This is a genomic window from Sorangium sp. So ce363 (genome assembly GCF_051520435.1).
GTDB lineage: Bacteria > Myxococcota_A > Polyangia > Polyangiales > Polyangiaceae > Sorangium > Sorangium cellulosum_B.
In genome coordinates this window covers 509,313-523,189 of the sequence record NZ_CP150333.1, presented here as the reverse complement: position 1 = coordinate 523,189, position 13,877 = coordinate 509,313, and the positions used below count along the sequence as shown (strand labels likewise).

Here is a 13,877-nt window from a genome sequence, read left to right as displayed (position 1 = left end):
GCTCCCGCCGGGCTCCCCAGGGAGCCCGGCGGAGCTCACGCCTCGAACGTCCCTCTCACACGCGCGCTGATCTCTCCTGCCCCGGAGCTCGAAGGCGGGCCCAGCACCGTCATCGACTCGGCTTCTCCCTCGAACAGCCCGCCGTCCCCGAGCTCGTCCTCCGCGGCTTCCGCCTCGTAGGCAGGCACCATCGCGGCCTCTTCCCAGCGGCTCTTGAGCCGCTCCGCGAGCTTCGCGAGCAGCTCCCGCGTCGTCTCCCGGTCCGTGGCGGACAGGACCACCGCATCCGGGTGCCCGAGGAGCAGCCGCCGCCCCTCCGCCGGGGCGATCAGGTCCGCCTTGTTGAACACCACGATGCGGGGGATGCCGATGAGATCGAGCTCGGTCAGCAGCGCCTCGGTCGTCTCGATGTGCTGGTCGCGCGCGGGATCGCTCGCGTCCACGACGTGGAGCAGGAGGTCGGCGTCGGCGGCCTCCTCGAACGTCGCCCGGAAGGCGGCGAACAGGTCCTTCGGCAGCTCCCGGATGAAGCCGACGGTGTCGGTGATCACCACCTCGCGCTCCTCGGGGAAACGGAGCCGCCTCGAGCGGGTGTCGAGGGTCGCGAACAGCTTGTTCTCGGCGAGCACGTCGGCGCCGGTCAGCGTGTTCAGCAGCGTGCTCTTGCCGGCGTTCGTGTAACCGACGATCGAGACCACCGGCACGCCGAGCCGGGCGCGGCGGCGGCGGCGCTGCTCGCGCTGGCGGGAGAGCCGCTTCAGCTGCGCCTCCAGGAAGCTGACGCGCTCCTTCGCGCGGCGGCGCCCGATCTCGAGCTTCGTCTCGCCCGGACCGCGCCCGCCGATGCCGCCCGTCAGGCGAGACAGGGAGTCGTCCTTCTGCCCGAGGCGAGGGAGCGTGTACTTCAGCTGGGCCAGCTCGACCTGGAGCTTGCCGTCCGACGACTCGGCCCGCTGGGCGAAGATGTCGAGGATGAGCTGCGTCCGGTCGAGCACCTTGAGATCCGTGTGCTTCGCGATCGCCGAGGCCTGGGAGGGGGTCAGATCCCGGTCGAAGACCAGCGTCTCCGCGTCGAGCTCCGAGGCGCGCAGCACGACCTCGTCCAGCTTGCCCTTGCCGAGCACGAGCCGCGGGTCGAGCCGATCGCGCAGCTGGAGGACCGTGTCCGCGACGTCGACGCCCGCGGTGCCGGCGAGCTCGGTCAGCTCGCGCAGGCTCTCCTCGGCCCGGGCGAGCGCCCCCACCTTGGATTTCTCGGCGACGTGGACGAGGATCGCGCGGCCGTCCTTCGCCGCGACCGACCGCGTGCGCGATCGCTTCGTGAACTCGTCCTCGAGCGCCTGGATGAGCGCGCCGAAATCGACGTCGGCGCGGCCGATCGCGACGGGGCCCACGGTCCGATATGGCAGCGCCGCCTCCCCGCGGCTGTCGCCGCGTCCCTCGGCCTCATCCACGGTCACCGTGACCGCTTCCTTCCCGTGGACCGGCACGTTGTACGCGTACTGGAGGGTCCGCGGCTCGCCCTGCGGGGTGAGCTGCACGGCCGCGACCAGGTCGAGCCGGAGACGGACGAGATCCACGAGATCGTCCCGGGTGAGCGGCTCGTTGAAGAGGTGCGTGTGGACGAGCCGGAGCGCCCTGAAGCGGCCCTGCGCGGCGCGGAGGCGCCCGATGTCCGGCAGCATCAGCCGGGTCGCGTCGCCGACGATGACGTAGTCGATCTCGCCCGAGCGGTGCACCAGCGCGCCGACCTGGCGCCCCGTCTCATGCGACGCCTCGGCGAGCGCCTTGATGAGCTCGGGCGTGGCGATGCTGGCGAGCGGGACCTTGCGGCGGTAGATGCGCTCGAGGGTCTTGGTGGCCTGGGGGCTGAGCCCGGTGGTGTTTCCGTAGAGGGTGGGCATTCGATAATCGAAGGGGGATGTCGCTCCCGCTCACTCGATTTCATAACGCACGCGGGGCCGGTCCGCGACCAGGGGCACCGCGGATCTTCGTGTGGAGCGCGCATTTTCTCACCGCTCGTCCCCCTTCCGTTGCCTCCCCGTCCCTCCTCGCCTCCCGCTCGGCGCGCTCCTCCAGGTTCCTGTAGAGACCGCGGGCGAGGCGAGGCTACCCTGCGCCGCGATGGCCATCCTGACCCCCCTCTCGCTCGCGGATGCCCGCCGCATCGGCGCGCTCTACGGCCTGGAGATCGCCGACGTGCGCGGCCTGCTCGCCGGGAGCGTCAACTCCAACTTCGCGTTGGCGCTCGCCGACGGCCGCGGACAGGTGTTCCTGCGGGTCTACGAGGAGCAGCAGCTCGGCGCGGCGTCACGCGAAGCCCGCATGCTCGAGCACCTCGCGGCCGGGGGCGTCGCCACCCCGCAGCCGCTCCGGCGCCGCGACGCGGCGTCCGGGTCGGAGGGCGCCGCGTTCGTCGCGGAGCACGCTGGAAAGCCGGTCGCGCTGTTCCCGTGGGTCGCTGGAGCGTCGCTCTGCCAGGCGCGCGTCACGCCGGACGCGACCCGCCGCGTCGGCGCGGCCCTGGCGCGGGTGCACCTCGTCGGCGCCTCGTTCGAGGGGGCGAACACCAGCCGGTTCGACCTCGACAGCCTCGACCAGCGGCTCCGGGGGCTCCGTTCCCCTGCGGGCGCGAAGTCGACGGCCCCCGCTCCCGCCCCGGCCCTCCCGCCCGACGTGGCCGCCGCCGTCGACGAGCTCACCGGCCGGCTCGAACGGATCCGCGCCGCGGCGCCGCGGACACCCGGCCCCCAGACGCTGATCCATGGCGACCTCTTCCGCGACAACGTGCTCTGGGAGGCCGGCGAGATCTCGGCGCTGCTCGATTTCGAGAGCGCCTCGCGCGGGAGCGCCGCGTTCGACCTCGCCGTCACGATGCTCGCGTGGTGCTTCGGCGACGATCTCGACCCGGATCTCGTGGCCGCGCTCGCCGCCGGCTACACGGCGGTGCGGCCGCTCTCAACCGAGGAGCGCGACCGTTTGTTCCACGAGAGCGTGATCGCGGCGCTGAGGTTCTCCATCACGCGCATCACCGATTTCGAGCTCCGCCCGAAGGGCAGCGGTGTCTACAAGGACTTCCGGCGCTTCCTTGCGCGGCAGCGGACGCTCGAGCGCCTCGGCCCGGAGGGGCTCCTCGCTCTGCTCGGCGTCTGATCCGCGTCGACTCGCGCCGACGTCTTCCGCTGTCTGATCACCGTCTGCTTGGCGCCTTCGCCGTCTGATTCAGATGTGAGCGGAGGTCGTCTGTGATTTTGCGTTAACTTCGCTGCGCGTGGCGATGGCGGCGTTGCGCGGTCCCGGCTAGGCCGTTACCTTCGCCGAATGGCACAGGTCGGAACGCTCGATTTCAAGGGCTTCATCGAGAGACGGAAGGGCCAGCGCGCGGGCGGCGGGGACGGCGCGGGCAACGCGTATGCCTACGTGTCCGACAAGAACACGCGGCTCGCCTTCGAGAAGATGCGTCCGGTCGAGCTCGCCGTGACCGCCGCGGTCAGGCTGTTCAAGACGGTCGGCAAGAACGAGCTGCTCGGCCACGCCGTCAAGGTCGGCCCCGCGCAGTTCCCGCGTGTCCACAAGCTCGCGGTCCACTGCGCCGAGACGCTCGGGATCGCGACCCCGACGATCTACATCGTCAACAGCCCCACCCTCAACGCGGCCACCTACGGGACGAACGACGACTCGTTCATCATGGTGCACTCGGCGCTGGTCGATCATTTCACCGACGACGAGCTGCTCAGCGTCATCGGCCATGAGTGCGGCCACATCCACAACAGCCACGTGGTCTACCTGACCGCCATGCACTACCTGACGCGGATGGCGTCGGTCTTCGTGAAGTGGATCGTCGGCCCGGCGATGCTCGCGCTCTCCGGCTGGTCGCGCCGGGCCGAGGTCACCTGCGACCGCGCCGGCCTGCTCTGCGCGAAGAGCCTCGACGTCTCGACGCGCGCGCTCACCAAGCTCGCGCTCGGCTCGACCAAGCTGTACGAGGAGCTCAACCTCGAGGCGTTCATCGCCCAGCACGAGGAGGGCAAGGGCGGCGTCGGCAGGTTCGCCGAGTTCACGGCCAGCCACCCGTGGCTGCCGAAGCGCGTCCTCGCGCTCCGGGCCTTCGCCGAGAGCGAGCTCTACAAGCGCCACGCCGGGCTCGGCGCAAGCGGCCTCTCCATGGAAGAGGTCGACGAGAAGGTGCACGAAGTCATCAAGATCTGGGGCTGAGGGGCTCCCGCTCCTGGCAAGGCGCAAGGCCGAGGTAGACGCACATGCTCGAATCCTTCCACAGCCGCAAAGACGACGTGACCGGGGCGCTCAGGGATCTCGTGACGTTCGCCGAGGCCCTCGGCGCCAAGAGCGTCGCGACGCGCATCACGAACGATCTCGTGAAGAAGCTCGACGCCGATCGCTTCCACCTCGTCGTGGTCGGCGAGTTCAACCACGGCAAGACGACGTTCGTGAACGCGCTGCTCGGCGCCTCGATCCTCCCCGTCGGCGTGACGCCCACGACGGCGGTGATCCACCACCTCGAGTACGCGGCCGATCCGCGCGCCGAGGTGGTCTACGCGTCGGGCGAGCGCACCGGCCTGCCGTTCGAGGACGTGCGGGCCTTCACCGTCGGCGGCGAGCGCTCGTCGAGCGCCGGCGAGGTGAAGTTCCTCGAGGTGGGGTACCCGGCCGAGCTCCTGCGCGAGCGCGTGGTCCTCGTCGACACCCCCGGGGTGAACGACCTCTCGCTCCAGCGGGCGGACATCACCTACAGCTACATCCCGCGGTCGGACGCCGTGCTGTTCCTCATCGACGCCGGCCAGCCGCTCAAGGAGAGCGAGCGGGTCTTCCTCCAGGAGAAGCTGCTCGGGCAGTCGCGCGACAAGATCCTGTTCGTCGTGACGAAGCGCGACATCTGGAGCCAGGACGAGGAGGTCGAGGCGCTCGCCTACATCCGGAGCGAGCTCGGGAAGCTCGTGAAATCGCCCGTGGTCTTCCCGATCTCGAGCGAGCGGGCGCTGGAGGGTGATCGGCCCGGCAGCGGGATGCCGGAGCTGCTCGATCACCTGACCCGTTTCCTCGCCGAGGAGCGCGGGCGCATTCTGCTCGACAACGCGCTCGGCGAGGGCCTCGAGTCCGCGCGCCTGCTCGGCAAGGGCGTGGACGCGCGGCGGCGGGCGACCGCGATGTCGCGCGAGGAGCTCAGCCGCCGCATCGAGATGATCGAGAAGGATCTGGCCGGCCAGTCGCGCACCATCGAGGAGCGGCGCGCCGGCATCCGCGAGGAGGTGAGCGCCATCCGGGCGTGGGTGCACCGCGATCTCGATCGCTTCGTCGACGATGTGCTCCGGCAGCTCCCGGCGATCATCGACGAGGCCCACACCGACGAGATCAAGGTCTACCTCGGGGCGTTCCTGGAGCGCACGTTCGCCGAGTGGGCGCAGGCCGAGACGAAGGAGATCGCCACGGCGCTCGAGGCGCTCGCCGAGAAGACGATCGCGCTCGTGCGCGAGGACGCGCACGACGTGGCGAAGCGGGTCAGCGAGGCGCTCGGCGGCGACGTGAAGCCGCCGAACGTCGAGGTCGACACGTTCGGCTACGATGTCGGCGTCTTCGCGCTCTTCACCATCGGCCTCGGCGTGATGTTCACGAACGCCCTGCTCGGCGGGATCCTGGCGCTCGCGGCGCCTGTCCTGGCCGTGTACGTGAAGGAGAAGGTCGAGGCCGAGACCCGCAAGAAGGCGAAGGAGATGGCGCCGATCGCGCTGCGCGAGGCCGCCACCCGGATCGGGCCGAAGCTCGACGAGATGATCCAGGAGTTCGCGAGCCGGCTCGACGCGTGGGTGGTCACGGCCGGCCAGGAGCTGCACCGGGAGGTCATCGAGGTCCTCAAGGCGGCGCGCGAGGAGCGGGTCCAAGCCGAGCCGAGCAGCGAGAGCCAGCTCAAGGCGTGCGACGCCCAGGCCGAGGCGCTCCAGGCGCTGACGTCGCGCCTGGAGGGGCTGCGGAGCGCGCTCTGGACCGTCGAAAACGGCGAGAGCAGGCCGATCCCTCCGCCCGTGTCCAGCGTGCCCAACGCGCCGGGCGGCTCGGCCTGAGCGGGGCGCACGCCTCCTGACAAGGGAGGAGACCCGGCCCAGCCCGGCCTCCTCCGCCATGCGCCGTGGCCATATCCAATCGTCGGGCGCTCATGCGAGAATGCGGCCGTGCAGCTCGACTTCGCAGCCCGTGAAGTGACGATCAAGCTCGTCTATTACGGCCCGGCGCTCAGCGGCAAGACGACGAACCTCGTCTCGCTGCACGGCCTCGCCGGGTCAGACGCTCGCGGACGGCTGATGACGCTCGAGACGCAGGACGATCGCACGCTGTTCTTCGATCTCCTGCCGCTCACCTTCCGCGCGAAGGACGGCGACGTCTCGCTCCGCATCAAGCTGTTCACCGTGCCCGGCCAGCCGATGCACGCCGCCACCCGGAGGCTCGTGCTCCAGGGCGCGGACGGGGTCGCGCTGATCGCCGACTCGCAGATCTCCGAGACGCAGCGCAACGCCGAGGCGTTCTTCGATCTCCGCCAGAACCTGCGAGAGAACGGCCTCGATCTCGCGAGGATGCCGCTCGTCATCCAGTTCAACAAGCGCGACCTGCCAGACATCCGGAGCGACGAGGAGCTGGCGCGGCTCGCCGCGCGGGGCAAGGAGCCGGTGTACAAGGCCGTCGCGACCCGCGGCGTGGGCACGGTGGAGACGCTCATGGGTCTTCTCCACCTCACGTGGGAGACGCTCGATCAGACGCATCAGCTCTCGAAGCGGCTGTCGATCAGCGGCGAGGAGCTCCTGAACAGCGCGGCGCGCCAGCTCGGGGTGACGAGCTCGGTGAACGACCTCCTCGCGAGGCGAATGGGCGGCAGCCTCGAGAAGAGCTCCCGGATCGTTCCATGAGGCCCGACGCCCACAAGGGGACGCCGGCGGATTTCGGTCTCGACGACGAGGATCTCCTCAGCATGCCGGGCTCCGCGCCGATGCCGTCGGCGCGCGTCGCGGACGGGCCCAGCTCCTCGAAGCGCGACGGCGCGTCCAGCGCGCCTGAGCCCTCGACGCTGCCTCCCCCCGCGGCGGCGCCGGTGGTCGACCTGGTCGGCATCGGCCCCCTCTCGCTCGAGGATCTCGTGGATCGCCAGGCCCTCGGGGAGATGGCGGCGTCATTTCACAAGCTGTTCGGCTTGCCGATCCGGATCCAATCGATCAACGGCGCCACGCTCGCGGAGTCGGGCGCGCTCGCGCCGCTCCCGCCGCTCAGCGGCCTGACCGGCGAGCAGGAAGGCCGGCGGGCGAGCGTGGCGCCGGCGGATCGGACGGCAAAACAAGGCGCGTCGGCCGGCAGCGAGGTCGCGGATCCCTGCTTCGAGGGCGCGCGCTACCAGGTGTTCCCGATCGAGTACGACGGGCGTGCGATCGGCCGGTCGATCCTGGGCCCCTACCTGCCCGACGGCCTCGACGATCCCCCTGTCGCGCAGATCGAGGCGGCGTCCCAGCTCGATCTCGCGCCTGCGGCGGAGGGGCGGCTGCGGACGCCGCGGCTCCGGCCGGAGCGGCTCGGCGCGATCGCGGACCACCTCCGCTCGGTCCTCGATCTGATCCTGTTCAGCGGGCACAAATCGCTCCTCACCTCGACGATGCACGTCGCGTCGATCCGCGAGAGCTTCCGTGAGCTGTCGCAGAAGAACGCGGAGCTGGAGCAGGCGTACGAGCGGCTGAAGGAGCTCGACCGGCTCAAGTCGAACTTCCTGGCCACGGTGTCGCACGAGCTCCGGACCCCGCTCACGTCGATCATGGGGTACAGCGAGATGCTCGCCGAGGGCATCGGCGGGCCTCTGACCGATGAGCAGCGCGAGTTCATCGATACGATCCGGTCGAAGAGCGAGCAGCTGCTCGGGCTCATCATGAGCCTCCTGGACCTCTCGAAGCTGGAGAGCGGCACATTGATCGTGCATCGCACCGAGGTGGCCGTCGGCCCGGTGCTCGTCGAGGCGGCGTCGACCATCGCGCCAGCTGCCTCGAAGAAGGGCGTCGAGCTCCGGATCCAGGCCGAGGACGATCTCCCGCCGGTGCTGGGGGACGGCGACCGGCTGCGCCAGGTGTTCATCAACCTCGTCGAGAACGCGGTGAAGTTCACCGAGGCGGGGGGCGAGGTGCTGCTCGTCGCGCGCGCCGTGAGCGAGGACATGGACGACCTCCCCGGGCTGGTGCTCGTCGCGCCTCTCCAGCAGGCGGTCGAGATCCGCGTCGTGGACACGGGCATCGGCATCCCTGCCGGCGAGCGGCTGAAGGTATTCGACCCGTTCTACCAGATCGATCAGAGCTCGACGCGGGAGCACGGCGGCACGGGGCTTGGTCTCTCGATCGTCAAGCGCCTGGTCGAGGCGCACAGCGGCACGGTGCGCATCGAGCCGAACGAGCCGCGCGGCACGGTGTTCGTGGTCAAGCTGCCGACGGTCGCTGGCTCGCCGGCGAACAGCGTCCTGCCGCCCATCTTCCAATGAGCGGGCGCTCCGAGTGGAAGCGCATCGACATGCTGCGCGCCGTGCTCGGGGGTGCGGCGGGCGATCATGTTCTGTGCGGCATCGGCGATGACGCCGCGATCCTCGCGCCCCTGGCCCCGCGGGGCGGCGCCCTCCCGGGCGCCCCGGAGCCGCTCGTCTGGACGGTCGACAGCGCCGTCGAGGGCGTCCATTTCCGGCGCGATCTCCTGGGCTTCGAGGATCTCGGCTACCGCGCGACGATGGCCGCGGCGAGCGATCTCGCGGCGATGGGGGCGCGCCCTGTCGGCCTGCTGGCCGCGCTGGTGCTTCCTCCGAGCGTGAGCGACGACGAGCTCGGCGCGCTGGCGAGGGGTCAGCGCGCCGCGTGCGACGAGATCGGCACGGCGGTCATCGGCGGGAATCTCTCGCGGGGCGGCGAGATCTCGATCACCACGACGGCGCTCGGCGTCGCGGCTCTGCCGCTCAGGCGCGACGGCGCGCGGCCCGGCGACGCGCTCGCGCTGGCCGGTCCGGTCGGCCTCGCCGCGGCCGGTTTTGCGCTGCTCGATCGCGGCATCGCGCCGGCCAGCGCCGCGGCCGAGCAGGCGATCCGCGCGTTCCGCCGCCCGGTGGCGCGCATCGACGCGGGCCTCCGCGCGGCGGGGCGCGCCCGCGCGGCGATCGACGTCTCCGACGGCCTCGTCGCGGATGTGGCGCACCTCGCGCGCGCGAGCGGCGTGCGCGCGCTGCTCGATCCTGCGGCGCTCGTGAGCGCCGACCTCCGCGACGCCGCCGCGCAGCTCGGCCTGGACGCGCTGGATCTAGCGCTCTACGGCGGCGAGGACTACGCGGTCGTGCTCGCGGGCCCCGACGTCGGGGAGCTCGCCGGCTTCGTGGCGATCGGCCGCTGCGTGTCGCGCGAGGAGGGCGCGAGCGACGTGGCGTTGCTCGGACCGGGCGGGCAGCTCACGAGCCTCGTGGCGCGGGGGTACGACCACTTCGCCTGAGCGGCCAGCGTGGCGCGGCCTGGCTCAGTTGCACTCGGCGGGCGCTGTGGTCCCGGCGAGGCTTGCTCGAATCTGGGTGAGCGCCTTGGCGCGCGGGGTTTTCCCGCTCTTCACGAGCTTCTCGATCCCGGCGCAGAGGTGGGATGCCGTCGCCGCCTTCGACTTGGCTTCCGGCGACTTGCCCGACTTGGTGGCGACCGCGTGGAGCGCCGTGCAGCACGCCTGGATGGAGGCGCCTCCCCCCCGTGACGTCGCCGTCCCCGTCGCCCCCTCGGCCGTCGCCGCCCCTGCATCGGCTGCCGCCGCAGCCCCGGCGGAAGCCGCCCCCGCGGGCTCCTGCCCCGCTGCGGGCTCCTGCGTCGCCGCCTCCGTCGGTGTCGCAGCGGGCGTCGGGGTCGCCGCCGGCACCGGATCGGCCGCCACGGGCGCGACCGTCGGCGTAGGCGCGGGGATCGTCTCCGGCTCTGCTTCTTCTTTCCGGCAGGAGCTCGACAGGATGCTGCAGACAAGAACGGCGAAGGCGATGGACGAACGCGACCGGATCATGCCCGTCTTCTACAGAGCTTCTCCGAGCGCATCCATACGGCTGCCCGAGTACAAGCCCGTACGGCCCCACCCGCCGTGCTCGCGCGCCCGCCCCACCCCAAGCGCTCCGCGATCGCCCCCCCTCCCCTTCCCCCCCGAGTCGGCGGGGGTGGGGGTGACGAGGGAGGGGCCGGCGGGGGAGGGCCCCACGAATCCGAGCGCCGGCCCGCATTGCAGCGAAGCCCCTCAGACCCGTCTCCCCCGTTCACGAGGCAATAGCCACGAAAAGGCGCGAGTTCGTGGGAGGGCCCCCCGCCGGCCCCTCCCTCGTCACCCCCACCCCCGCCCGTCGCAGCTCAGCTGCACCCCATGCTGTTGCCGCAGTTGAGGCACTTGTAGCAGGCCCCGTTCCTCACGGTGATGTGCCCGCAGCCGTCGCAGACCGGCGCGTCGCCCATCATGTCCTCGAGCTGCGCGTCGAGCGCGCTCGCCGTCCGCCCGCCGCCCTCGACCAGCGCCACCGCGGCCGGCGCGGTTTGCGAGAACGACGCCACGCCGCTCTCCTGCGCCCGCGACTCGACAGGGTCCTCCATGGCCGAGGTGACCGGCTGGACGTGGGCGAGGTCGTAGCGGTTCAGGTACTCGACCCCGAGCACGCGGAAGAGGTAGTCCACGATCGACGTCGAGATCTTCACGTAGTCGTGTCCCTCGACGACGCCCTGCGGCTCGAAGCGGGTGAAGGTGTACTGCTCGACGAAGGTCTCGAGCGGCACGCCGTACTGGAGCCCGATCGACACCGCCATCGCGAAGCAGTTCATCATCGAGCGGAACGCGGCGCCCTCCTTGTGGAGGTCGATGAAGATCTCGCCGAGCGTCCCGTCGTCGTACTCGCCGGTGCGGACGTAGATCTTGTGCCCGCCGACGCGCGCCTCCTGCGTGAAGCCCTTGCGCTTCCTGGGCAGGCGGAACCGCTCGGGCGCCGCCGCCGAGGGCGAGCGCGGGCGCGCCTGGCTCGCCAGCGCGGTCGCTGCCTGGACGACGGGCGCGGCGACCTCGGCCTTGTCGGCCTTGCCCTTGCTCTCCTTGCTGTCGCTCGAGCTAGAGGTCGACGAGAGCGGCTGCGACGCCTTGCAGCCGTCGCGGTAGAGCGCGACCGCCTTGAGCCCGAGGCGCCACCCCTCCTCGTAGATCCGCTGTACCTCCTCGACCGTCGCGTCGTTCGGCAGGTTCACTGTCTTCGAGATGGCGCCGGACAGGAACGGCTGCGCGGCCGCCATCATGCGGACGTGCGCCATCGGCGCGAGGTACCGCCGGCCCTTCTTGCCGCAGCGGTTGGCGCAGTCGAACACCGCGTAGTGCTCCTCGCGCAGGTGAGGCGCCCCCTCCACCGTCATGCGGCCGATGATCGTCTCGTTCGCCTCCTCGATCTCCGCGGCCGAGAAGCCGAGGTGCTGGAGCAGCGAGAAGCCGAAGCGCGCCCGCGACTCCTTGGAGACGCCGAGCCTGTCATAGGCCTCCTCGCCGAGGATCCAGGGGCCGAAGGCGAGATCCAGATCGAAGACGCCGGGGATCGCGGCCTCGACCTTCGCGAGGTCGTCGCTCGTGAGCCCCCGCGCCTTGAGCGACGCCCGGTTCACGTGCGGCGCCGCCAGGAGCGTGTTCGTGCCGGAGACGTAGGCGACGATCTCCTGCACCTCGGCCTCGGGGTAGCCGAGCCGCCGGAGCGCCTCGGGCACGGACTGGTTCACGATCTTGAAGTAGCCGCCGCCGGCGAGCTTCTTGAACTTCACGAGCGAGAAGTCGGGCTCGATGCCCGTCGTGTCGCAGTCCATCAGGAGGCCGATGGTGCCGGTCGGGGCGAGCACCGTCGCCTGGGCGTTGCGGTAGCCGTGCTCCTGCCCGATCCGGACCGCCTCGTCCCAGTCGGCGCACGCGGCCCGCCAGAGCGACTCCGGGCAGCGGTCGCGGTCGATCGCGTAGGCGGCGTCGCGGTGCATGCCCATCACCCGGAGCATCGGCTCGCGGTTCCTGGCGAAGCCGGCGAACGGCCCCTTCGCGGCGGCGATCTCCGCCGAGACCCGGTAGGCGTGGCCGCAGAGGATCGCGGTGAGCGCGCCCGCGACCGAGCGCCCCTGATCGGAGTCGTACGGGATGCCCTGCAGCATGAGCAGGGTGCCGAGGTTGGCGTAACCGAGCCCGAGCGGGCGGTAGTCGTGCGAGTTCTTCGCGATGCCGCGGGTCGGGTACGCCGAGAAGTCGACGAGGATCTCCTGCGCGACGAAGAACACCCGCACCGCGTGGCGGTAGCCCTCGATGTCGAACGAGCCGTCCTCGCGGAGGAACTTGGTGAGGTTCAGGCTCGCCAGGTTGCAGGCCGAGTCGTCGAGGAACATGTACTCCGAGCACGGGTTCGAGGCGTTGATGCGCGCCGTGTTCGGGCAGGTGTGCCAGCGGTTGATGGTCGTGTCGTACTGCACGCCCGGATCGGCGCAGCCCCACGCCGCCTCGGCGATCTGGCGCCAGAGATCCTTGGCGCTCAGCGTGTCGACGACCTCGCCGGTCGTCCGGGAGCGCGTCTCCCACGCCGCGCCCGTCGCCGCCGCGCGCATGAACTCGTCGCTCACGCGCACGGAGTTGTTCGAGTTCTGCCCGCTCACCGTGTGGTACGCCTCGCCGTTGAAGTCGGAGGGGTACCCCGCGCCGATGAGCGCCATCGCCTTCTTCTCCTCGCGGACCTTCCACTGGATGAAGTCGACGATCTCCGGGTGGTCCATGTCGAGGCAGACCATCTTCGCGGCGCGTCGCGTCGTGCCGCCGCTCTTGGTCGCGCCGGCGGCGCGGTCGAACACCTCGAGGAAGCTCATGAGCCCCGAGCTCGTCCCGCCGCCCGAGAGCTTCTCCTGCTTCCCGCGGATCGAGCTGAAGTTTGTCCCCGTCCCCGACCCGTACTTGAACAGCCGGGCCTCGCTCTTCACGAGGTCGTAGATGCTCATCAGGTCGTCCTGGACCGCCTGGATGAAGCACGCGGAGCACTGCGGCCGCTCGTAGGCGTTCCGGGTCTCGACGATGTCGTCGACCGCGCCCGCCCCGTTCGTTCGAGGCGCCGACGCCTTCCCGTTGGCGCTCCCGTTCCCCGCGTCGGCCGAGGCCTCGTTCCAGGCGTAGTTGCCGCCCGACCCCTCGATGCCGTACCGGTGGTAGAGCCCGCAGTTGAACCAGACGGGCGAGTTGAACGCGCCGTACTGATGGACGAGCAGGTAGGCGAGCTCCGCCTCGAAGGTGTCCGCGTCCTTCGCCGAGGCGAAGTAGCCACCGAAGTGCTCACCCGCTTCGCGGATGGTGCGCGCTAGCCGGTGGACGACCTGGCGGACGCTCGTCTCGCCGAGCTCCTTCTTGCCGTGGATCCCCGCCTTGCGGAAGTACTTGGAGACGACGATGTCGGTCGCTAGTTGCGACCAGCCGGCGGGGATCTCGGCCCCTTCCATCTTGAAGACGACCGAGCCGTCGGGGTTGGTGATGACGCTCGATCGGCGCTCCCAGGTGACCTCATCGAGCGGATCCGCGGCCCGGTGCGTGAACCGCCGGTCGAACCCGAGCCCGCGGGGGCGCGAGGCCCCTTTCTTCGCGCCCTTCTTCGAGGCTGCGCCGTCGACCTGCGCCTTGGCGGCCCCCCCGGTCACCGGACGAGCCCCCCCCTCTTCCTTCGTCCGTGCCGCCATCTTGCCGTTCCCGGCGGGGAGCTTACCGCCGTCACCCACAACTGCCGACTGGGCCATTTCCAAGTCCTCCTGTGAACCACCGCACCTGGCGGTGACCCGGGTCCTACCGAAAGCACAAAGAGTTCCCTGGAG

General features: G+C 70.8%; 9 protein-coding genes. 6 read left to right on the top strand and 3 right to left on the bottom strand.

Annotation, left to right across the window (positions count from 1 at the left end):
* Positions 1–35: 35 nt before the first annotated feature.
* On the bottom strand, positions 36–1,904 hold the full coding sequence (gene hflX, locus WMF12_RS01990; protein WP_437861578.1) for a GTPase HflX: 1,869 nt from the start codon (positions 1,902–1,904) through the stop codon (positions 36–38).
* A 220-nt stretch (positions 1,905–2,124) separates the two neighbouring features.
* On the opposite strand from hflX, the gene WMF12_RS01985 reads away from it, so the two are divergent.
* The 6 genes from WMF12_RS01985 to thiL all read left to right on the top strand — a co-directional run bounded on the left by WMF12_RS01985 (position 2,125) and on the right by thiL (position 9,501).
* Entirely contained in the window at positions 2,125–3,153 is a 1,029-nt protein-coding gene (locus tag WMF12_RS01985) for a homoserine kinase (protein WP_437861567.1), read from the top strand.
* A 168-nt stretch (positions 3,154–3,321) separates the two neighbouring features.
* Positions 3,322–4,215: a M48 family metallopeptidase gene (locus WMF12_RS01980; RefSeq protein ID WP_272097504.1), complete on the top strand. Its 894-nt coding sequence runs from the start codon at positions 3,322–3,324 to the stop codon at positions 4,213–4,215.
* 44 nt (positions 4,216–4,259) lie between these two features.
* Positions 4,260–6,077, top strand: coding sequence for a dynamin family protein (locus WMF12_RS01975; RefSeq protein ID WP_437861544.1), 1,818 nt, complete (start codon positions 4,260–4,262; stop codon positions 6,075–6,077).
* 108 nt (positions 6,078–6,185) lie between these two features.
* On the top strand, positions 6,186–6,914 hold the full coding sequence (locus WMF12_RS01970; protein WP_012233021.1) for a GTP-binding protein: 729 nt from the start codon (positions 6,186–6,188) through the stop codon (positions 6,912–6,914).
* Positions 6,911–8,515 (top strand): sensor histidine kinase, encoded by a 1,605-nt coding sequence (locus tag WMF12_RS01965; protein ID WP_437861531.1) that lies wholly within the window; start codon positions 6,911–6,913, stop codon positions 8,513–8,515. The genes WMF12_RS01970 and WMF12_RS01965 overlap by 4 nt, the downstream gene beginning before the upstream one ends.
* Positions 8,512–9,501, top strand: coding sequence for a thiamine-phosphate kinase (gene thiL / locus WMF12_RS01960; RefSeq protein WP_437861514.1), 990 nt, complete (start codon positions 8,512–8,514; stop codon positions 9,499–9,501). Before WMF12_RS01965 ends, thiL begins: the two co-directional genes overlap by 4 nt.
* A gap of 24 nt (positions 9,502–9,525) precedes the next feature.
* Here thiL and WMF12_RS01955 read toward each other — a convergent pair whose 3' ends face one another.
* Positions 9,526–10,047: a hypothetical protein gene (locus WMF12_RS01955; protein ID WP_437861507.1), complete on the bottom strand. Its 522-nt coding sequence runs from the start codon at positions 10,045–10,047 to the stop codon at positions 9,526–9,528.
* Between the two features lie 335 nt (positions 10,048–10,382).
* The gene (locus WMF12_RS01950; RefSeq protein ID WP_437861502.1) at positions 10,383–13,802 is read right to left on the bottom strand and encodes a vitamin B12-dependent ribonucleotide reductase; all 3,420 of its coding nucleotides are present in this window, start codon (positions 13,800–13,802) and stop codon (positions 10,383–10,385) included.
* Positions 13,803–13,877 lie beyond the last annotated feature (75 nt).